The following is a 20,847-nucleotide window of genomic DNA, read 5'->3' on the forward strand; positions in this document are numbered from 1 at the left end:
ACTACGACACGTTTGGCCAGGCCCTACGAAACGGAGGCGCCAAGCATGATACATAGATTCAATCATCTACCCGGTTCACCGGCATTGTTCCAGGACGCGCCAACGCTCTCGATCGATATCGGCGGCACAGCCTTTGCTTACAGGGAACTCGGGCCCAGGGCGGGCGTGCCGGTGATCCTGCTCAACCATCTGGCTGCTCAGCTGGACAATTTTGATCCGCGCATCGTCGATGGCCTCGCTGCGACCCGGCGGGTAATTGCCTTCGACAATCGCGGCATCGGTGCTTCGGGTGGCAAAACTCCGTCGACCATTTCCGGCATGGCGCGGGATGCAATCGCCTTTGTCCGGGCGCTGGGGTTCGAAGAAGTCGATCTCTTCGGCTTTTCACTCGGCGGCTTCGTGGCGCAAGAGATTGTGCTGACCGAGCCCAAGCTTGTGCGCAAACTCATCCTGGCTGGCACGGGGCCGGCCGGTGGGCAAGGCATCGACAAGGTGACGCCGCTGACGATCGTGGACATGATCAAGGGCGCGCTGACTTTTCGGGATCCGAAGTACTATCTCTTCTTCACAAGAACGCCGAATGGGCGCCGCGCCGCAAACGCATTTCTGCAACGGTTGAAAGAGCGCCGGAATAACCGGGACAAAGCGGTATCGCTGAGCGCGTTCGGCGCGCAACTCAAGGCGATCAAGGCCTACGGACTCCAGGCGCCACAAGACCTGAGCACCATCCGCATTCCCACTTTGGTTGCGAATGGCGACCAGGACAGGATGGTGCCGAGCAGCAATACCTACGATCTCGCCGGGCGTATCCCTGGGGCGCATCTGGTCATCTATCCGGATGCCGGGCATGGCGGGGTATTTCAGAACTACGCCGATTTTGTCCTGAAAGCCCTGTCCTTCCTCGAGGCTGAGGCCTTGCCGCAGGGCGGCCATGCAGCTGAAAACGTTCGGCTTGTTTCGTCCCGAACAGCAACAGACATTCTTAGAAAGTAACTGCCATGAAGGCATTTCGTTGTCGATAAGTATAATAAAAAGGGCACCCTGCGGCTGGCCGAAATGCCGGAGCCGGAGCTCCAGGACAGCGATGTCTTGGTCGAGGTCCATGCCGCAGGGGTGAACCTGCTCGATTCCAAGGTCAAAACCGGAGAATTCAAGCTCATCCTGCCCTACCGCCGGCCCTTCATCCTGGGCCACGACGTGGCTGGGAAGGTTATCCGCGTGGGATCGAAAGTCAGCAAGTTCAAGGCCGGCGACGAGGTCTATGCGCGGCCGCGCGATGGCCGGATTGGGACATTCGCCGAATTCATTGCCGTGAATGAGGCCGACGTAGCCTTGAAGCCCGAGAATCTCAGTATGGAAGAGGCGGCGTCGATTCCCCTGGTCGGTCTCACCGCCTGGCAGGCGCTCATCGAACGGGCAAACCTGAAGAAGGGACAGAAGGTCTTCATTCAGGCTGGTTCCGGCGGCGTCGGGACATTTGCTATTCAGTTAGCCAAGCACCTCGGCGCGACCGTTGCGACAACCGCGAGCGCGGCGAGTGCCGATCTGGTCAAAAGTCTCGGCGCCGATGTCATCGTCGACTACAGGAAAGACGACTTCGAGAAAGTTCTGTCGGGCTACGATGTCGTCTTGAACAGCCAGGACGCCAAGACACTGGAAGAATCCCTGAGCGTGCTGAAACCGGGTGGCAAGCTCATCTCCATCTCCGGTCCACCGGATCCCGAATTTGCCAGGGACAAGGGACTGAACTTGATGCTGAGGCTGGTGCTGCGCTTCCTGAGTCGCGGAATTCGGGCCAAAGCCAAGCGCCGTGGCGTGCAGTTTTCGTTCCTGTTCATGTGGGCGCAGGGCGATCAGCTGAGCAAAATCACCGCTCTCATCGAAGCTGGCGCGATCCGCCCGGTTGTGGATCGGGTCTTTCCATTCGAAGCGACCAATGACGCTCTGGCCTATGTCGAAACAGGACGCGCCAAGGGCAAGGTCGTCATCAAGCTCAGATAGCAGTTGCCTCGAACGCAGCCTTGAGCGTCTCGAACGGCGCCAGGGCGCCGCGCACCTGCACGACGGCGGCGGCGACGCGATGGGCGCGCAGCACCGCCTCTGCCGGGGCATGGCTGGCAAGGCGAGCGGCGAGATAGGCGCCGTGGAAGGAGTCGCCGGCGCCGGTGGTGTCGACCGGGGTAGCGACGTGTACCGCCGGCACCGATTGCAAGGTTCCGTTTTGCGCGATCAGCGCCGGTTCCTCGCCGTTCTTGACGACGACTTCGTCGACCAGCTTTCGCAGCCGTTCGGCTGTTTTCTGCGGTGTCGTATCACCAAACAGCATCTGCTCGTCGGGAAAGGTCGGGAGCGCGATGTCGGCGACGGCGAGCGCCTCGAGGATCGCGGCCTGCGCTTCCTTGCTTTGGCGCCATAGCCGCGGCCGGTAATTGGGGTCGAAGGCAATCAGCGAGCCGGCCGCGCGCGCCTTGGCCACGGCCGTCAGCAGCACCGTGCGTGCGTCGTCGTCGAGGATTGCCAAAGTTATACCGGAAAAATAGACAAGCGCCTGGTTTTCAAGGCTTTTCTGCAAAGCGGCTGGGTCCGAAGCCAACTGCCTTGCGGCCGCATCGGCCCGCCAATAGGTGAAAGAACGTTCGGCGCCGGTCAGCGTGATCGCATAGAGGCCGGGGCGGGCGCCGGCTATCACCGGGCTGGCGCCGATGCCGATGCCGTTCTCGGCCAGGAACTTGATCTGGTCGCGTGAGAACGGGTCGTCGCCGAAGGCCGACACATAGGTTGCCGGCCGCTCGCCGCTCAAGGCATGCAGCGCCCATAAGGTATTGAACGTGTCGCCGGCAAAGCCCATGCGCCAGTTCGGCCCGGCCTGGCCCGAAAGCTCGAGCATGCACTCGCCGATCGAGGCGATGCCGTTTCCTGCCATGAAGCACTCCTCCATCCTGCAATTGCGGTGCTGTAGCTTTTTGCAGCCGGCAGCGCCATGCTTGGCGACGGCGGATTCTTGCACTGGGCGCGATTTCCCACAGGGGCGTGGGACGCGATCTGCCCAGCGAAACGTTATCCGCAGAACAGGGATGGGTTTGGCATCGTTATGGCGTTATCTTCTTGGAGGCCTCGGCCTGGCTGCCTTGCTCGCCGGCGTGCTGGCAATCGTCTATCTGACCGCGCCGCGTGCGCCGCAACCAAACTCGGATGTCGGCCGTTCCAAGACGACGGCGAACAAGCTGTTCGTGGCGACTTTCGAGCCCGAGAAAGGCGTCATCCGGCAGGGCGAACTGGAATCCTGGCTGCTGACGCTGAAAACCGTCGAAGGTGCGCCGGTGGAAGGTGCTGCGATAACGATTTCCGGCGGCATGCCGCAGCACAAGCACGGTCTGCCGACCAGCCCGCAGGCGACCGATTACCTCGGCGCGGGGCGCTATCGCATCGACGGCGTGAAATTCACGATGAGCGGTTGGTGGCAATTGCATTTTGCCATTTCCGCTGCGGCCGGTTCGGACACTGTCGTCTTCAACGTGGTGCTGTGAGCCACTGATGAGCCGGTTTTCCAGTCTTCTCGCGTTGCTGATGGTGGCCGTACTTGCCGGCTGCGGCAGACCAGAGTTTTCCGATGCCGAAAAGCAGACCATTGCCTCGCTGGCCCTGTCCAAGCTGCCGCCGCTGAAGCCCGATACCACCAATCGCTTCGCCGATGTGCCGGCCGCCGCGGCACTCGGCTCGACGCTGTTTTTCGACACCGGGATGAGCGGCGGCGGCACGGTATCGTGCTCGACCTGCCACAAGATCGACCGGCAGTTCCAGGACGACCTGCCGCAAGCGGTCGGCCTCGGCCGCACCAACCGTCGTACCATGCCGTTGGCCGGGGTCGCGCATGATCCCTGGTTCTTCTGGGACGGGCGGCGTGACAGCCTGTGGGCGCAGGCGCTGACACCGCTCGAAAATCCGCTGGAGCAGGCCGGCAACCGCGCCGCCTTCGCGCATTACATCAAGGCCCGCTTCGGCGAGCGCTACGAGCGCATCTTCGGGCCGCTGCCTGACCTTTCGGGCGTGCCGGCCAATGCCGGCCCGTTCGGCACCGATGCCGAGAAGGCGGCCTGGAACGCCATGCCCGCCAGCCAAGCCGAGGAGGTCAACCGCGTCTTTGCCAATATCGGCAAGGCGATCGCCGCCTTCGAGCGCTCGATCGCGCCGCCGCAGACACGCTTCGACCGCTTTGCCCTCGACCTGGCTGCGGGCGCCGAGCCGAAAGGCGACGCCGCCTTTTCGCCGGAGGAAATCCTCGGCCTGAAGCTGTTCATCGGCAAGGCCAATTGCGTGACCTGCCACAATGGCCCGCGTTTTACCGACGGCAGCTTCCACAATACCGGCGTGCCGCCGGTCGCGGGCCTGCCGCCGGATCGCGGCCGCGTCGAGGCGGTGGCGCAGGTCGAGGCCGATCCGTTCAACTGTTTCGGCGCCTTTCGCGACGGCGATGCCAGCGCCTGCCGCGAGTTGCGCTTCATGGTCAAGACCGGGCCGGAACTCGTCCGCGCCTACAAGACGCCGTCGCTGCGCGGTGCTGCCACCCGTCCGCCCTACATGCATGCCGGGCAGTTTTCCTCGCTGGACGAGGTGGTGGCGCATTATTCGAAGGCGCCGGCAAGTGTCGAGGGTGTGTCGGAGGTCCACCCGCTGCAGCTTTCGGACCGCGAGCGCGCGGCGCTGGTGGCGTTCCTGAAGACGCTGGCGGAGTGAAGGCGGCGGGGTAGCGATCCTTCGCGCCCCTCTCTGTCCTGCCGGACATCTCCCCCTCTAGTGGGGAGATTGGCAGCTTCGGCGCGCCGTTCACTCCTGCGACGTTTAGAGATTGGCGAAAGCGGCAGTGACAACCGATCTCCCCCCTGGAGGGGGAGATGTCCGGCAGGACAGAGGGGGGCGCTGTCCCGCCGGCGTTTCCTACCGGTCCTTCACCGTCTCCATCGCGACAAACGTCGAGGTCTGGGCTACGTGCGGCAAAGCGGAGATGCGCTCGCCGAGCACGCGGCGGTAGGCGGCGATGTCGGTGGTGCGGACCTTCAAGAGATAGTCGAAGCTCGATGCCATCATGTGGCACTGCTCGATCTCCGGCACCGCCTGCACGGCGCGGTTGAAGGCGTCGAGCGCGGCAGAGCGGGTGTCGGACAGTTTCACCTGGACGAAGGCGACATGGCCTTCGCCCATGCGCTCACGGTCGATGATCGCCTGGTAGCCCCTGATGAAGCCGTCCTTCTCCAGCCGTTTCACCCGCGCCTGCACCGGCGTCTTCGACAGGCCGACTTTCGCCGCCAGTTCCGACATGGAAAGCCGGCCATTGCTGCCCAGAGCCGACAGGATGTTCCTGTCGATCCGGTCCAATTGGTCTTCTGTCACTGGATTCCTGGTCGAATTGGAGGTGATCAGTCGTAATGATAGATCGATCGATCTGTTCTGTCGACTTCTTTGGACCGACTTCAATCCCTACTTATGTTAGCTTGCGCCGTTCGGTCCGGTGACCGCCGGCCTGCTCCCTTATGCTCGCTCTACAGGACCGCCATGCCAGCGCTCGACACCATCCGCCAGCAGATCCGCGCCAATTATTTGCCCGACGAAGACCAGGCCGTGAAGTGGCTGGCCGAGGCGGCCGGGCTGTCCGCGCAAGACCGCAACGCGATTTCGGCCCGTGCCGCCGATCTGGTGCGGGCGGTGCGCGGCTCGTCCGATCCGCGGCTGATGGAGGTCTTCCTGTCCGCCTATGGCCTCTCGACCAAGGAGGGCGTGGCGCTGATGTGCCTGGCCGAGGCGCTGCTGCGCGTGCCCGATACCGAGACGATGGACGACCTCATCGCCGACAAGATCGCGCCGCACGACTGGTCGGCACATTCGGGCGGCTCGAGCTCGATCTTCATCAATGCGTCGACCTGGGCGCTGATGCTGACCGGCCGCGTGCTCGACGAAGGCGAGGGCGGCATCGAAGGCACGCTGCGCGCGATGGTGCGCCGGCTGGGCGAGCCGGTCATCCGCAAGGCGGTCGCCGCCGCCATGCGCGAGATGGGCGAGCAGTTCGTGCTCGGCCGCACCATTGCCGAGGCGGTCAGGCGCGGCCGGCCGATGACGCAGAAGGGCTATCTCTATTCTTTCGACATGCTGGGCGAGGCGGCCCGCACCGAGGCCGACGCGCTGCGCTACCTCAAGGCATATGCCGATGCCATCTCTTCGCTCGATGCCGGCGCCAACGGCCCCGACATCCGCCAGAACCACGGCATTTCGGTAAAACTGTCGGCGCTGCATCCGCGCTATGAAGTGACGCAGAAGGAAAAGATGCTGCCCGTCATGGCCGAGCGGCTGCTGTCGCTGGCGCTGGCGGCGCGCCATTCGCGCATGGGCCTCAACATCGACGCCGAGGAAGCCGACCGGCTCGACCTGTCGCTCGACGTCATCGAACGGGTACTGGCCGAGCCGGAGCTTGCCGGCTGGAACGGCTTTGGCGTCGTCGTCCAGGCCTACGGTCCGCGCGCGGCCTTCACCATCGACTGGCTCTATGCGCTGGCGAAGAAATACGACCGCACCATCATGGTGCGGCTGGTCAAGGGCGCCTATTGGGACACCGAGATCAAGCGGGCTCAGACGCTCGGGCTCGACGGCTATCCGGTTTTTACCCGCAAAGCCAACACCGACGTCTCCTACCTGGCCTGCGCGAAGAAGCTTTTGTCGATGACCGACCGCATCTACCCGCAATTCGCCACCCACAACGCCCACACCGTCGCCGCCATCCTGTCGATGACGACGGACCGCGATACATTCGAGTTCCAGCGGCTGCACGGCATGGGCGAGGCGCTGCATGAGACGGTGCGGCGGGCCGAAGGCACGCGCTGCCGCATCTATGCGCCGGTCGGCGCGCATTCCGACCTGCTTGCCTATCTGGTCCGCCGGCTGCTGGAGAACGGCGCCAATTCCTCCTTTGTCCACCAGCTTACCGATGAAGAGGTCGAGCCCGAGGACATCGCCCGCGACCCGATCGACACGATGGAGAAACAAGGCCCCGCCGCCAATCCGGCGATCGTGCCGCCGTCGGCGATCTTTGGCCCCGGCCGGCGCAATTCCAAGGGCTTCGATATCACCGACACGCTGACGCTGGCTGCGATCGACAAGGCGAGGGCCGAGTTCGCCGGGCCGGAGCGCTGGCACGCCAAGCCGGTCAGCCGCGCCGCCGGCTACGGCAAGCAGCGTCCGGTGGTCAATCCGGCAAAACCTTCGGAAGTGGTCGGCACGGTCAGCGAGGCCGGCACCAAGCAGGTCGAGACCGCCGTGCGCATTGCCGTCGAGGCACAACCGGCATGGGCAAGACGCCCGGTCGCCGAGCGCGCCGCCATCCTCAACCGCGCGGCTGATCTCTACGAAGCGAACGCCGTCGAGTTCTTTGCACTCGCCGCCCGCGAGGCTGGCAAATCGCTGGCCGACGGCGTTGCCGAGGTGCGCGAGGCGGTCGATTTCCTGCGCTACTATGCGGCCGAGGCCGCCAATGCCGAGGCGGGCACCGAGGCGCGCGGCGCCATCGCCTGCATCTCGCCGTGGAATTTTCCGCTCGCCATCTTCACCGGGCAGATCGCGGCGGCACTCGTCACCGGTAATTCGGTGATCGCCAAGCCGGCCGAACAGACGCCGCTGATCGCTTTCCGCGCCGTCCAGCTGCTGCGCGAGGCCGGCGTGCCGGAAGACGTCATCCAGCTTCTGCCCGGCGACGGCCCCTCGGTCGGCGGCCCGCTGACCGCTGACCCGCGCATTGCCGGCGTCTGCTTCACCGGCTCGACCGAGGTCGCCAAGCTGATCGAAAAGCAGCTGGCCGAGACCGCCGCGCCCGACGCCATGCTGATCGCCGAGACCGGCGGCCTCAACGCCATGATCGTCGATTCCACCGCACTTCCCGAACAGGCGGTGCGCGACATCCTCGCCTCCGCCTTCCAGAGCGCCGGCCAGCGCTGCTCGGCTTTGCGCATTCTCTACGTGCAGAAGGACGTCGAGAAGAAGATGCTGGAGATGCTGAAAGGCGCGATGGAAGCGCTCAGCCTCGGCGACCCGTGGCGGATATCGACCGATGTCGGCCCGGTCATCGATGACGAGGCGCAAGCGTCGATCCGCGACTATTGCACCAAAATGGGCCTGCAGGGCCGGCTGATCGCCAAGCTCGAAGCGCCGAAGGAGGGCCGCTTCGTCGCCCCGCACGTCTTTCGGGTCAAGGGCATCGAGGAGTTGGAGCGCGAGGTGTTCGGGCCGGTGCTGCATGTCGCCACCTTCGATGCCGACGAGATCGATGGGGTGATCGCTGCGATCAACCGCAAAGGCTATGGCCTGACCTTTGGCCTGCACACCCGCATCGAAGGCCGCGCCCAGCATTTCGTCGACGGCATCCACGCCGGCAACATCTACGTCAACCGCAACCAGATCGGCGCCGTCGTCGGCGCGCAGCCGTTCGGCGGCGAGGGCCTTTCCGGCACCGGGCCGAAGGCCGGCGGGCCACATTATCTCCGGCGCTTCCGCAAGGGGCCGGAAGCCGGCACCCATCTTGCCGAAGGCCGCAAGGTGACTGCGACCGAGCTCGCCGACAATCTGCCGGACCCGGCCTTTGGCGGCTGGTCGACGCGGCCGGATCGCGTCGCCATCCTGAGGAAACATCTGCGCGGCAAGGGTGCCGCGGCTATCGGCACTGCCGCCGGCATCGATTTCGGCCAAGTCGACCTGCTCGGGCCGACCGGCGAGGCCAACACGCTGTCGCTGTCGCCGCGCGGGCGCGTGCTGTGTCTGGGTCCCGACGCGGATACGCTGCTTGCGCAGACGATCCAGGCGCTGGCCGCCGGCAATGCCGTGCTCGCCGTCGCACCCGGCGCGCCGGCAGCACTTTCGTCACTGACCGGCAAGGGCCTGCCGCTGGCGGCGATCGACGGCCGGCCGGACCCGGTCGAAGCGCGCTCGCTGCGGGTCGATGTCGTCGCCTTTTCCGGTACGCCCGAGGCCGCGCGCATCGTGCGCAAGGTCATCGCCGAGCGCGCCGGCCCGATCGTGCCGCTGGTCAGCGAAGTCTATTATCCGGCCGCCTATGCGCACGAGCGCGCCGTCTGCGTCGACACCACGGCGGCGGGCGGCAATGCCAGCCTGCTGGCCGCTGCGTAGGTTTCGCCAGGGTTCGCGTATCGCGGGCAGGGGCGGCGCCGACTTTGGTATCCGCATGAGGACGATCGTTACCTGATACCGAGCGGCACTTCGAACTGCCAGGCCGAGCGACCGGCTTCTTCCGGAATGGGAGGAAACGGAGAAGCCCGGCGGACTGCGTCGAGTGCGGCTTTGTCCAGCGCGGCAACACCCGAACTGCCCGTCAGCCTGGCCGACCGGACGCTGCCGTTCGAGCCGACGGTAAAGGCAACGGTTGCTGTGCCGGTGGCGCGCGTGCGTGTCGAATTGAAGGCCCGCACCAGTTTTGACCTGATCTTGCCGGGATAGTTCGTGACGGCTGCATTGCCGATGCCTGATTTGCCGCCCCTGCTGGCGGTCAGGATCTTGCCGTCCTTCTTGCCGTCGGCCATGCCGCGCGCGACATCCATTTCGTCACGGCCGCCGGAGCCGGCTTTTTTCTTCTTGGTGTCGGCTTTGGCCGCAGCCTTGCCCGCCTTCTTGCGCAGGGCCGGCTTTTCAGGCTCGTTTGGTTCGGCCTTCCTGGCCGGCTTGTTCTTTGCGGTTGCCTTCTTCGGCTGCCTGGGCTCCGGCCTGTCCGGCTTCGGTTCTTCCGCCGCGCCGACTGTCTCGGCTGTCTGAACCGTTTCGGCCGGCGCCGGGTCGGTTGGTGCCGGCGAACTCGTCTCGGCAGGCTCGGCCGTTTCGACCGCACTGACTGGCGGCGGCACCGCATTGTCGTCGGCGGGCACCAGCCTGTCTGTCGCAAGAATGTCGGGCGACGGGGCCTGGCGCGCCGGCTGGACAGGTTGAACAGGCGCAGGCGCGGTCCGGTCGGCAACGGCAGCGGTTTCCGTGGCCGCCTCGCTGACCGGCTCGACCACTTCTTTGTCCGATGCTTCCGCCGCATCGGTGACCGGCTGGAGCGTCTCCTCTGCCGCGGTCGCCTGCGCCTCGACCGTTTCGACGGGCTTGGAGTCGAGCATGGTCACCATCGTTACGTTGGCCACGTCCGGGTCGTCTGCGACATCGCCGGCCGCCTGCTGCGGGTCGGCGCCGAGCAGCATGTCGCCCTGCTGGTCGGCACCTTCGATCCTTGGCCGGTCGTCCGGCAGCGTGAGAAAGGCCAGCGCCACGGCTACGTGGAATGCGCAAGAGCAGGCGATCGCCACCGTCCAGTTGCGGCGCCGCTGCATCTGTCGCGTCTGCCGCAATGGCTCCGCAGGCACCGTCGGCAATTCGCCGTCGGCATCGGCGATGTAAGTGTCTTCCGGCCTGTCGCGCGGCGAAACAAGCAGCGCCCCGCGCGGGATGGCGAAATCCGGATCGTCCGGTTCCGGCGGCAGGAAACCGGCCAATGGCCACGCGACGGGGTTTCGTGCGAATGCGGGTTCCGGTCCCAAAATTCAGACCCCGAAGGCGATGCCGGTCCTGGTCTGCGTCTTCAGCCCGCGCATGCAGGCATTCGGCTCGGCGCCGGCGCATTCCGTGGCGCTGTTGATCAACACGCGGCTGACCTTGCCGCAATCCGTGCCGGCAAGATCGAAACGCGTCACCTTGGTCTTGCCTGCCGGCAGCTCCTTGAAGTCGAGCACGGTCAGCCGGTCGACGACGCCGGCCTCGTTGAACAGCGCGATCTCGAACGCCGCCTTGGAAAGACCGGCGCCGAGATTGTTGGTGACGACGAAGGTCAGGCGGCAGCCCTTGTCGGAGGGCTGCGCGCCGTTCAGCTCGAGGATCAGCGCCGGTGCTTGCTGTTGTGTCCACGCCGGAGCCGCAACAAGCGACATTGCCAGCGCCGCGGCGAACAGATGAAGGGATGCCGTCATGCCTTTCATTGTCTCAGCCTCCAAACCTCATGGTCGCCGCCAGCTTCAGGGTGACGCCTGGCTCGTAGACAACACTGGTGGTCGATGCGTTCAGCGGGTTGGCGTATTTGACGTCGAACAGATTGTCGGCGCGGAAATCGACCTTGAAATTGTCGGTCGCCTGGTAGCTGGCGAAGGCATTGACCAGCGTGTAGTCCCTGGCCACCGGGTTGCCCTGCGGCTTGCCGTTGTATTGCACCTCGCCGCCGATGGTCAGCCTGTCCTCGAGGAAGCGAAAGCCGAGTTGCCCGGTGACCTGGGAGGAGGGGACGGTGACAAGGTCCGCCCGTTCGCCTTCATAGGAAATCGTGTGGCCGTCGGTGAACGACGCCGAAAGCCCGGCAAAGCCCCAGGCGGCATCATAGACGCCCTCCATCTCAAAGCCGTGAATCTTGGCCTTGGCGAAATTCTGATACTGGAAGCAGATCGGTATGCCCGGACCGAACGGGCAGCCGCTGGTCGGGTCGAACGCCGATAGCGTTACGCCATCGATGTAATCGTCAACATTGTTGTTGAAATAGGCCGCCTTCAGCCGCAACGCGTCGTCGGCCTCAATGACGCCGTTGGTGCTGTAATTGACGCCAAACTCCACGGTCTTGCCGGTTTCGGGCTTGAGATTGGGATTGGGGAGGAACGGGAAGCTGACGCCGGCTGGATGGTTGCCGCTGATCAGGGTCTCCGACAGCGACGGAGAACGATAGCCTTCCGCGTAGGTGCCGTAGAATTGCAGCCCGGAAAGGCTGGCGCTCTCGAAGGGCGAAATGCCCACTGTGATGCGTGGCGACAGCCGGTCGCCAGAAGTTTCGCCGACATCGCTGTCGAGCTTGTAGCTGTCGTAACGCAGCCCGGCGATGACCTCGAGCCAGTGCCAGATGAGCTTGTCCTGAACGTAAGCGCCGGAGACGTTCCTGTTGCCCGAGGGCGTATAGAAGCTGTCGCCGCCGGCCGTGCCGCCTGTCTCGACATCGTCGCCGACCCAATCGCCGCCATAGGTCAGCTCATGCGCGATTCCAACGGTCTCGAATCTCGACGTGTTCCAAATGTCGATGCCGGAGGTGCCGATGTCGAACGTCGATTTCGAACCCGCCGGCAAAACCACGGGCAGACCGGTGACCGGATCAAACCGGTTTTGCGCCACAAGGGTCGTCAGATCGAGCTTGGTCTTGTTGTAGGATGCGTTGATGTGGAGGTCGAGCCAGCTCTTGTCTTCGTCGGTGATGTTGTAGCGGGCCGTGAAGGTATTCGCCTTCAGGTCGGCGTCGTTCACCGGCGCGCTGCCGCTGGTCTCGGTCCATCCGTCGTTCGAGCCGATCCAGCCCAGCTTCAGCTCGCTGTTTTCGCTGGGGCGGATGGTCGTCTTGAGGAGGCCGCTCAAGACGTCGAAGCCGGTGCCCGCTACAGTGTCGCCGCCGCCATGCTTGTAGTCGTCATAGTCGCGGTAGACGATATTGCCGAGCACGTCCCAGTTCTCGTTGATCCGATAGGCGCCGGTGGCGCTGGTGGTCCAGCCTTCGCCGTTGGTTTCGTAGCGCCCGGTCGCGGATGCCGCCCAGGTCTCGTCAGGCTTGAGGAAATCCTGCGCATCCTTGGTGTCGAAAAATACGACGCCGCCGATCGCCCCGGAGCCATAGGTGTTGGCGACCGGGCCGCGGATCACATCGACGGATTTGATCAATTCGGGATCGATGTAGAAGGTCGATTGCGTGCCATGATCCGAGCGCTGGAAATTCTGGCGGGCGCCGTCGACGATGACGGAGACGCGGCCGAAGTCCTGCAGGCCGCGGATGTTGATGCTGGAACTGACACGCCTTGCGTCGGCCTGGACGGCGACACCCGGCACACCGAACAGCATTTCGTTGGGCGTCGTCGCCATGCGGCGCTCGAGCTGTTCCTCGTCGACATGGCTGGCTGAAGCAAGCGACTCGATCGCCGTCTCGCCGGTACGGCTGAGGATCAGGATCTTGTCGAGCAATGTGGTACCCGCCGGGGCCGGCTTTACCTTTTCGGGCTGTTGAGACGGGTCAGTCTGCTGCTGGTCGGCTGCCGGTTGGGCGGCCTGCTGGGCGCCGGCCGGTGTGGCGAGCAGCGGGATCGCCGCCGCGCCGGCCAGCAACGCGGCCATTTTGCTTGTCATAGAACAATGTGTCAGGCCGCTGCCCGCCAGCCGTCCCCAATTCGCCAACCCCATGCTGCAGCTCCAAGAATCCATGTTGGATGCTGGCTGGCTTGGGGCTCGCTGGCATTTTTCATCGCGTCCGGCGTCTTAAATGTTGACTCATTTACTCCGGTATTGCACTGCTAGATAACATGATCATTCGAGTCAAGAATTGAATCGGCATTTCACGCAGGCGCCGAGCCAGATGCCAGGCACAGGAAAGGGATCGAACCCATGAACACGCACAATCCCAGCGACTTTCGCTATCGCGTCCGCCGTTCCGACGAAAATTCCGTCCGTTTCGACCGGGTCCAATCGGCCGTGAGAACGCTGTCCAGCAACACGCTGTTCCAGGGCGAGCACGAGATCGGCATCGAGCATCATGGTGCGCTGTACCGGCTGAAGATCACCCGGCAGGGCAAGCTCATCCTCAACAAGTAGGTGGCAGAAATGGACCAGCGCGTAAAACCCGCCCCGCACGAGATCCGGCGGGCACGGGCAGACAATCCGAAAATGCGCGAGCGCGACCTCGCCGCCCAGCTCGGTATTTCGGAGGCCGAACTGGTCGCCGCGCATTGCGGCGACGGCGTCGTGCGCGTCGAGCCGCGTGTCAACGAGCTTTTGACTGGCCTCGAAGCTGTCGGTGAGGTGATGGCGCTGACCCGCAACGAAAGCGCGGTGCACGAGAAGATCGGCGTCTACGACAAGGTCGTCACCGGTAATCACAATGCCATGGTGCTCGGTGAGAATATCGACCTGCGCATTTTCCCAAAAGTCTGGGCGCACGGCTTTGCCGTGGAAAAGCGCGATGGCGCCGATATCCGCCGCAGCCTGCAGTTCTTCGATACCGCAGGCGAGGCGGTACACAAGGTGCATCTCAGGCCAGCCTCCAACCTTTACGCCTATCAGAAACTGGTGGCCGGGCTGGAATCGCCGAACCAGGAGCCGACGGCGGCGATTTCAGCGGGCACGGCCGACGAGACCGAGACTGCGGACAACCCGGCGAGCATCGACGATCTGCGCGACCGCTGGAGCCGGCTGACCGACGTGCACCAGTTCTTCGGCATGCTGAAGACACTGAAGCTCAGCCGCCGACAGGCGGTGCGCATGGTCGGCCAGGACTACGCCTGGCTGGTCGACAAGGATGCGGTGAACGCCATGTTCAACCACGCCGCTGCTGGCGCCATGCCGATCATGTGCTTTGTCGGCAATCGCGGCTGCATCCAGATCCATTCCGGCCCGGTCGCCTCGATCAAGCCGATGGGACCATGGCTCAACGTGCTCGACCAGACCTTCCATCTGCACCTGCGGACCGACCACATCGATGAGGTCTGGGCCGTGCGCAAGCCGACTAAGGACGGCCATGTCACGTCGCTCGAAGTCTATGGCGCCGACGGCAAGATGATCATCCAGTTCTTCGGCAAGCGGCATGAAGGCGAAAGCGAGCGCGAAGACTGGCGCTTTCTTGCCGAAAACCTGCCGCGTATCCCAAGCCCGACCGCAGCCTGAGGAAAACGACGATGGTTCTTTTCTCCAGGCTGGCATCGGTCTCCAGGTCGGCGCCTGGTCCTGTGGCCGCTGTTTTCCTGGCGTTCGCCGCGCTGATGCCGGCTCAAGCCGCCGAGGGCATCGCGACTTTCGCCGATCGCTCGAGGATCGTGGCTATTGGTGGCTCGATCACCGAGATCGTCTACGCGCTCGGCGAACAGGATCGCCTTGTCGCACGCGATTCGACCAGCCGCTATCCGCAAGCGGCGGTGGAACTGCCGGATGTCGGCTACATGCGCCAGCTGTCGCCGGAGGGTGTGCTGTCGGTCAATCCGTCGGGCATATTGGCCCTGCACGGCAGCGGACCGAAGGAAGCCGTCGACGTCTTGAAGAAATCAAGCATCCCGTTCATCGAGGTGACCGAGCGCTACGATAATCAAGGCATTCTCGAAAAGATCCACATCGTCGGCAAGGCGCTCGGCACCGACGCCAAGGCCGATGCGCTGGCAGCCGAGATAGACGCCAAGCTGAAGGCAGCTGAAAAGCAGACCGCCTCGATCAAGGAGCGCAGGCGCATCCTGTTCGTGCTGTCGATGCAGGGCGGCAAGCTGCTTGCCGCCGGCAGCGACACCGCCGCCGACGGCATCATCAAGCTTTCGGGCGGCATCAACGCCGTCGACGGCTTTGCCGGCTACAAGCAATTGTCGGACGAGGCAGTCATCACCGCCAGGCCCGACGTGATCCTGATGATGAACAATGCCGGACCGGCCACCGCGGATGACGAATTGTTTTCTAACCCTGCCGTGGCTTCGACGCCGGCGGGTGCCGCCCGCAAGCTGATCCGCATGGACGGCGGCTATCTGCTCGGCTTCGGCCCGCGCACGGCCGACGCCATCCACGACCTCGCCGTCTCGCTCTATGGCGGCCAGGTCACGGATTGAGCGCGATGGCCGATCATTCGATTGCCGGTGCGGCGGGCATCATGGCGACGGCAGCCGAGGGTGACCGTTCGCGGCGCGCCCGCCTCGTCATCGTGCTGCTCTGCGTCGGGCTGGCTATCGCCGCGCTGTTGTCTCTGACCTCCGGCGCATCCGATGCCTCGGCCATCGGCGTCATGCATGACTGGCTGTTCGGCGCGTTGCCCGGCGACGCGGCATTGAGCGCCCGCGACCGCCTGATCATCCATGACATCCGTCTGCCGCGCGTCATTCTGGGCGTACTGGTCGGCGCATCGCTTGCCGTCTCCGGTGCCGTCATGCAGGGGTTGTTCCGCAATCCGCTGGCCGACCCCGGCCTGATCGGCGTTTCGGCGGGATCGAGCCTCGGTGCGGTCGCCGTCATCGTGCTTGGCTCGACCATGCTGGCGCCGCTGACTACGGCGCTCGGCACGATGGCTTTGCCGCTGGCTGCGTTCTGCGGCGGGTTGGCGACGACATTGCTGCTCTATCAGGTCGCGACACGGCAAGGCCGGACCTCGGTCGCCACCATGCTGCTCGCCGGCATCGCGCTCGCCGCGCTCGCCATGGCGCTGACCGGCATCCTGATCTTCATGGCCGACGACCGGCAATTGCGCGACCTGACCTTTTGGCAGCTCGGCTCGCTAGGCGGCGCAACCTGGCAGAAGATCAGCTCGGTCGGGCCTGTCATCGTCCTGGCGCTGGCGGCAATGCCGTTCCTGGCGCGCGGCCTCAACGCGCTGGCGCTTGGCGAGGCCACGGCCGGCCATCTCGGCATCCCGGTGCAGCGGCTGAAATACACCGCGATCGTCGGCGTCTCGGCAGCGGTCGGCGCCTCCGTCGCGGTCAGCGGCGGCATCGGCTTCGTCGGCATCGTCGTGCCGCATCTGCTGCGTCTGCTGATCGGCCCCGATAACCGTTACCTGCTGCCGGCATCGGCCCTGCTCGGCGCCGCGCTGCTGCTGTTGGCCGACGCCGTTGCCCGCACCATCGTTGCCCCGGCCGAATTGCCGATCGGCATCGTCACCGCGGTCGCCGGTGCGCCGTTCTTCCTGTGGATCCTGCTGCGCAAGCGCGGCGTCATCGACTTGTGAAAGTTTGCCTATGATCGAAGCGCGCGATGTCTCGGTGGCGATCGGCGGCAAGCGCATTGTCGCCAATGTCGATTTCGAGGCGCGGCCCGGCGAAATCGCGACCATCGTCGGCCCCAACGGTTCGGGCAAGACGACCTTCCTCAGAGCACTGTCCGGCGATCTTGGCTATTCGGGAGAGGTCACCGTCAACGGCCGCAATCTATCGGCGATGAAGCCGGTCGAGGCGGCGACGGTGCGCGCGGTGCTGCCGCAGGCGACGACGCTGTCCTTCCCGTTCACCGTGCGTGAGATCGTCAGGCTAGGCCTGGTCGGCGGGCGTTCCGGCGCGCTGCCCGGCGAGGACCAGCGCCTGCCCGAACGGGCGCTGGCTCGCGTCGACCTCGAGGGTTTCGCCGGCCGCTTCTACCAGGAGCTATCCGGCGGCGAGCAGCAGCGCGTGCAGCTTGCCCGCGTTCTGTGCCAGGTCTGGGCGCCGGTGCTCGACGGCAAGCCGCGCTATCTGTTCCTCGACGAGCCAGTGTCCAGCCTCGATATCAAGCACCAGCTGATCATCATGGACATCGCCCGCGATTTCGCCAGACGCGGCGGCGGCGTGGTCGCCATCCTGCACGACCTCAATTTGACGGCGATGTATGCCGACCGGATTTTCGTCATGCATCGCGGCAGGCTCGCCGCGACAGGTTCGCCGCAACAGGTGCTCAGCGACGAGCTGATCGAAAAGGTCTTCGATTGCCGGCTGAAGGTCGGCGTGTTGCCGGCGGCAAACATGCCGTTCGTATTGCCGCAGTCGGTCTGTTGATATTCAGGTGATGCCGGCCTGCAAATGGCGGTTTCCTGCGCTTCCGGCCTTCGCCGGCCGAAGCATTCATGAGGGGTGCGGCAGTTAAGGCTATGGCCGGCGCAGGCCGGTACTTACGCACCAAACGTACGCTCCGTTCCGGTTCTCGCAACCCACCATTTTCGGCTCGGCCTGACCTGAATATCAACAGACCTCACCAACTGAGATGCGACCAAAAATCAGGCGGCCGGCGCCCTTTGCACCAGCATGTCGATGCCGAGCAGGTGGCGCACATTCGGGCGCGCCGCCACCAGATCGGCGATCGTGTAGCGCGACAGCACGGCGAAGAAGGCGTTGAGCGCTTCGCGCAATGCCGAATTCAGCGCGCAGCTGTCGACCAGCGGACATTCGGCGGCGTCGTTCTCGAAGCACTCGGCCATGGCAAAGCTTTCCTCCGTTACCCGCACGACATCGAACAGGCTGATTGATTCGGCCGCGCGGCCGAGCCTGACGCCGCCATTCCTGCCGCGCACCGTTTCGATCAGGCCGTTTTCGACCAGCGGCTGCAGGATCTTGAACAGGAAAAGTTCCGATACCGAATAGGCGGCGGCGATCTCGGGGATGCGGCTCAACCGCTCGGTGTTGGCGGCGCAATACATCAGAATGCGCATGGCGTAGTTGGTCTGACGGGTAAGCCGCATTGTGTCCTCACATAACAGTGGTTGGCGTCAATATGGCCTATAGTTTGGAACAATTCCAGACTGGCGCTGCATAATAGATGAATTCCGGCGTCAAGTTTGCGTGCACGATTGCGCGCACCGGAACCAGCGGCGCGCTTTCTGGGGCAGGCGACACTAGATAAGTTCGCATACACGATCAGGAGCGGCCCATCATGTCACGACCAGCCCCGGCATTTGCATCCGTCGCGTCCGTCCGGTTCGACGCCGATGCCGACGCCAAGCTTTCGGCGCTCAGGCGCACCAAGTTCGTTGCCGCCGCAGCGCTTGCGTTTTGCGTGCTGGTCTTTGCGGTGGCGAAATCGCTCGAGAGCCGGCATGCGTGGTTGGACTTCGTCGCCGCTTTCGCCGAGGCGGCGACGATCGGCGGCCTGGCGGACTGGTATGCGGTGGTGGCGCTGTTTCGGCGGCCGCTTGGCCTGCCGATCCCGCATACGGCCATCATCCCGGAAAACCAGAATCGCATCGCCGACAATCTCGGCCGCTTCATCGAGGTGAATTTCCTGGCGCCGGAACCGGTGCGCGAAAAGCTCGCCGAGGTCGACTTTTCCGCGCTGGTCGCGGACTGGCTGGCCGACCCGAACCGCGCCGCCGATTTGTCGCGCTTCGTCGGCCGGCTGGTGCCGCAGACGCTGGCGGCGGTCGAGCAATCCGGACTGCGCGGCTTCGTCACCAGCCGTATGCTGGAGCAGATCGAAAAGGTGCCGCTGGCGCCGCTCGCCGCCGAGCTGCTGTCGGCGCTGACTGACGATCGCCGCCACCAGAAATTATTCGACGAGTTCACCAAGGTGGTCGGCCGCTTCCTGAGCGACGAGCAGGCGCTGGCGACGATGCGCGAGAAGATCCGCGAGGAACTGCCGTCGCTGTTCAACCTGTTTCGCGCCGACGCCTATCTGTTGAAGAAGATCATTGCGTCGGCCGGCTCGCTGCTCGATGAGGTGCGGGCCGATCCGCACCATCCGATGCGAGCCGAATTCGACCTTTTCGTCGAAACCTTCGTCGAGCGGTTGAGGACATCCAAACAATATGCCAGGCGCGCTGAAAAGCTGAAGCGCGATTTCCTTGCCCGGCCAGAGCTCAGCGCGCTGGCTGGCGATATGTGGGACAGCCTGCGGCTGTTCATCGAACAGGACGCCAAGGCGCCGAATTCGATGATCCGCGACCATCTCGCCACCATGTTCGTCGAGGTCGGCCGCCATCTTGCCGACGACGCGCAGATCAGGGCCGACATGAACCAGGGGTTCATCGTGGCGCTGGCGTCCTTCGTCGAAAGCCAGAAGAGCGGCGTGTCGAAGTTCATCGCCGACCAGGTCAAGCGCTGGGACCTCACGCAACTGACAAGGCTTATCGAAATGAACATCGGCAAGGACCTGCAATATATCCGCTTCAACGGCATGATCATCGGTGGCCTTGCCGGGCTCGTGCTCTACACTGCCGAACGGCTGTTTCTTGTCGGCTGACTCGTCCGAATGGACCGCTGAGCTTCGCTGCACTATCTTCCGTGCAGTGGCGGCGTTCACGGCAACAAGGGGAGAGAACCAGCATGGCAAAACGACCGGAGTCCGAGTCCTTCATCGACATGTTCGGCAAGTTCGGCCGCGACCTGAAGCTGCCGAATGTCGATGTCGAGGCGATCCTCGCCCACCACGCCAAGAACCTGGAAGCGCTGGAGAAGTCGGCACGGGCGAGCGCCGCTGGAGCCTCGGCGCTGTTGTCAAGGCAACGCGAGATGCTGCAGGACACGCTGCGCGAAATCACCGACATGGCACAAAGCTACAGAGCGCCCGGCAATCCGCAGGAAATGATGCAGAAGCAGGCGGCGTTCGCCAGGAAATCCTTCGAGACCGCGCTGAAGAATGCCGGCGAGATGGCCGAACTGGCGAGGGCGTCCGGCACCGAATCGATCGAAATCCTGCGCAGCCGCATCAAGGAGGCGATGGAGGAGATCCGCGCCGGCCACGACAAGAAATAAGCTGTTCCCCAGCAGCACGCTTGCCGGCGACGAAGACTGGCGGTTCGCGGCCGAAGATTATGGGCTGGAATCGCACTGGCGAATTGACAGGGGCGGCCCGTCGTGGTCCGGAACAGGCAAGCGATCGGGAAAGCAGGAATGACGCAGATACGGCCGAGGACGCCGCCGACCTTCGAGCAACTCAGGGCGATGGCCGGGCAGGAGTTGGGCGTTTCGGACTGGACGCTGGTCGATCAGCACCGCATCGACCAGTTTGCCGAATGCACGGGCGATCATCAATGGATCCATGTCGATCCCGAGCGGGCGAAGCGGCAAAGCCCGTTCCGCACCACGATCGCGCATGGCTATCTGACCCTGTCGATCATCGGCGCGCTGGCGCTCGAGATGGGGATCGTACCCGAAAACACGCAGGCCGCGTTCAATTACGGTTTCGACAAAGTGCGCTTCGTGGCGCCGGTCAGGGTCGGCTCGCGTATCAGGCTGCGCACCACGCTGTTGTCGATGGAAGACAAAGGTCCGGGGCAATATCTAATGAAGGCCGCCAATACGGTCGAGATCGAAGGCGAGCAGAGGCCGGCGCTGACCGCCGAGACGCTCGTCATGCTTTACGCACGCCGCAAGCGGGCAGGGGCCTGAGAGC

The 20,847-nt window shown here is 64.3% G+C and carries 19 protein-coding genes; 13 read left to right on the forward strand and 6 right to left on the reverse strand.

Annotated features, from left to right (window positions below; translation table 11 throughout):
- The first annotated feature begins 45 nt into the window (after positions 1 to 45).
- Positions 46 to 993 carry an alpha/beta fold hydrolase gene (locus NKI18_RS05750; protein WP_352618416.1) on the forward strand — a complete coding sequence of 316 codons (948 nt, stop codon included), beginning with the start codon at positions 46 to 48 and terminating at the stop codon, positions 991 to 993.
- 63 nt (positions 994 to 1,056) lie between these two features.
- Positions 1,057 to 2,001 carry an NADP-dependent oxidoreductase gene (locus NKI18_RS05755; RefSeq protein WP_353019082.1) on the forward strand — a complete coding sequence of 315 codons (945 nt, stop codon included), beginning with the start codon at positions 1,057 to 1,059 and terminating at the stop codon, positions 1,999 to 2,001.
- Here the strand turns inward: NKI18_RS05755 and NKI18_RS05760 are convergent.
- On the reverse strand, positions 1,994 to 2,923 hold the full coding sequence (locus tag NKI18_RS05760) for a sugar kinase (protein WP_353019085.1): 930 nt from the start codon (positions 2,921 to 2,923) through the stop codon (positions 1,994 to 1,996). The genes NKI18_RS05755 and NKI18_RS05760 overlap by 8 nt on opposite strands.
- A 157-nt stretch (positions 2,924 to 3,080) precedes the next feature.
- Between NKI18_RS05760 and NKI18_RS05765 the strand changes: the two genes are divergently transcribed.
- Both NKI18_RS05765 and NKI18_RS05770 read left to right on the forward strand, forming a co-directional pair.
- Positions 3,081 to 3,527 carry a FixH family protein gene (locus tag NKI18_RS05765; protein ID WP_352618512.1) on the forward strand — a complete coding sequence of 149 codons (447 nt, stop codon included), beginning with the start codon at positions 3,081 to 3,083 and terminating at the stop codon, positions 3,525 to 3,527.
- A 7-nt stretch (positions 3,528 to 3,534) separates the two neighbouring features.
- Positions 3,535 to 4,734 (forward strand): cytochrome-c peroxidase, encoded by a 1,200-nt coding sequence (locus NKI18_RS05770; protein WP_352618408.1) that lies wholly within the window; start codon positions 3,535 to 3,537, stop codon positions 4,732 to 4,734.
- 201 nt (positions 4,735 to 4,935) lie between these two features.
- Here the strand turns inward: NKI18_RS05770 and NKI18_RS05775 are convergent, their stop codons facing one another.
- Entirely contained in the window at positions 4,936 to 5,388 is a 453-nt protein-coding gene (locus tag NKI18_RS05775; protein ID WP_023676441.1) for an Lrp/AsnC family transcriptional regulator, read from the reverse strand.
- Between the two features lie 162 nt (positions 5,389 to 5,550).
- Between NKI18_RS05775 and putA the strand changes: the two genes are divergently transcribed.
- On the forward strand, positions 5,551 to 9,162 hold the full coding sequence (putA, locus tag NKI18_RS05780; RefSeq protein ID WP_353019088.1) for a bifunctional proline dehydrogenase/L-glutamate gamma-semialdehyde dehydrogenase PutA: 3,612 nt from the start codon (positions 5,551 to 5,553) through the stop codon (positions 9,160 to 9,162).
- A 68-nt stretch (positions 9,163 to 9,230) separates the two neighbouring features.
- On the opposite strand, the gene NKI18_RS05785 is transcribed toward putA, so the two are convergent.
- Genes NKI18_RS05785 through NKI18_RS05795 form a run of 3 tightly spaced genes read right to left on the reverse strand, consistent with a single transcriptional unit; the run spans position 9,231 to position 13,215 of the window.
- Positions 9,231 to 10,517, reverse strand: a complete 1,287-nt coding sequence (locus NKI18_RS05785) for a TonB family protein (RefSeq protein ID WP_352618402.1) — start codon at positions 10,515 to 10,517, stop codon at positions 9,231 to 9,233.
- Between the two features lie 48 nt (positions 10,518 to 10,565).
- Positions 10,566 to 10,997 carry a hypothetical protein gene (locus NKI18_RS05790; protein ID WP_352618399.1) on the reverse strand — a complete coding sequence of 144 codons (432 nt, stop codon included), beginning with the start codon at positions 10,995 to 10,997 and terminating at the stop codon, positions 10,566 to 10,568.
- Positions 10,998 to 11,001: 4 nt separating this feature from the next.
- Positions 11,002 to 13,215 carry a TonB-dependent hemoglobin/transferrin/lactoferrin family receptor gene (locus NKI18_RS05795; protein WP_502900656.1) on the reverse strand — a complete coding sequence of 738 codons (2,214 nt, stop codon included), beginning with the start codon at positions 13,213 to 13,215 and terminating at the stop codon, positions 11,002 to 11,004.
- Between the two features lie 201 nt (positions 13,216 to 13,416).
- On the opposite strand from NKI18_RS05795, the gene hemP reads away from it, so the two are divergent.
- The 5 genes from hemP to NKI18_RS05820 are packed head-to-tail and all read left to right on the forward strand — an operon-like array spanning position 13,417 to position 17,519.
- Entirely contained in the window at positions 13,417 to 13,623 is a 207-nt protein-coding gene (hemP, locus tag NKI18_RS05800; protein ID WP_352451949.1) for a hemin uptake protein HemP, read from the forward strand.
- A 9-nt stretch (positions 13,624 to 13,632) separates the two neighbouring features.
- On the forward strand, positions 13,633 to 14,691 hold the full coding sequence (locus tag NKI18_RS05805; protein WP_352618394.1) for a hemin-degrading factor: 1,059 nt from the start codon (positions 13,633 to 13,635) through the stop codon (positions 14,689 to 14,691).
- A gap of 11 nt (positions 14,692 to 14,702) precedes the next feature.
- Entirely contained in the window at positions 14,703 to 15,611 is a 909-nt protein-coding gene (locus NKI18_RS05810; RefSeq protein ID WP_352618392.1) for a heme/hemin ABC transporter substrate-binding protein, read from the forward strand.
- Between the two features lie 5 nt (positions 15,612 to 15,616).
- The gene (locus NKI18_RS05815) at positions 15,617 to 16,720 is read left to right on the forward strand and encodes a FecCD family ABC transporter permease (RefSeq protein WP_352618390.1); all 1,104 of its coding nucleotides are present in this window, start codon (positions 15,617 to 15,619) and stop codon (positions 16,718 to 16,720) included.
- Between the two features lie 10 nt (positions 16,721 to 16,730).
- Positions 16,731 to 17,519, forward strand: coding sequence for a heme ABC transporter ATP-binding protein (locus tag NKI18_RS05820; protein ID WP_352618387.1), 789 nt, complete (start codon positions 16,731 to 16,733; stop codon positions 17,517 to 17,519).
- 218 nt (positions 17,520 to 17,737) lie between these two features.
- Here NKI18_RS05820 and rirA read toward each other — a convergent pair whose 3' ends face one another.
- Positions 17,738 to 18,199: an iron-responsive transcriptional regulator RirA gene (gene rirA, locus NKI18_RS05825; RefSeq protein ID WP_023676431.1), complete on the reverse strand. Its 462-nt coding sequence runs from the start codon at positions 18,197 to 18,199 to the stop codon at positions 17,738 to 17,740.
- Positions 18,200 to 18,390: 191 nt separating this feature from the next.
- Between rirA and NKI18_RS05830 the strand changes: the two genes are divergently transcribed.
- The 3 genes from NKI18_RS05830 to NKI18_RS05840 all read left to right on the forward strand — a co-directional run bounded on the left by NKI18_RS05830 (position 18,391) and on the right by NKI18_RS05840 (position 20,843).
- On the forward strand, positions 18,391 to 19,695 hold the full coding sequence (locus tag NKI18_RS05830) for a DUF445 domain-containing protein (RefSeq protein WP_353019094.1): 1,305 nt from the start codon (positions 18,391 to 18,393) through the stop codon (positions 19,693 to 19,695).
- An 83-nt stretch (positions 19,696 to 19,778) separates the two neighbouring features.
- The gene (locus NKI18_RS05835) at positions 19,779 to 20,207 is read left to right on the forward strand and encodes a phasin family protein (RefSeq protein ID WP_352454553.1); all 429 of its coding nucleotides are present in this window, start codon (positions 19,779 to 19,781) and stop codon (positions 20,205 to 20,207) included.
- 138 nt (positions 20,208 to 20,345) lie between these two features.
- Complete coding sequence (locus NKI18_RS05840; RefSeq protein WP_023676428.1) at positions 20,346 to 20,843, forward strand: MaoC family dehydratase; 498 nt, start codon at positions 20,346 to 20,348, stop codon at positions 20,841 to 20,843.
- Positions 20,844 to 20,847: the final 4 nt, after the last annotated feature.

Origin of the sequence: Mesorhizobium sp. M0800, assembly GCF_040320095.1 — a bacterium.
Classification (GTDB): Bacteria; Pseudomonadota; Alphaproteobacteria; order Rhizobiales; family Rhizobiaceae; genus Mesorhizobium.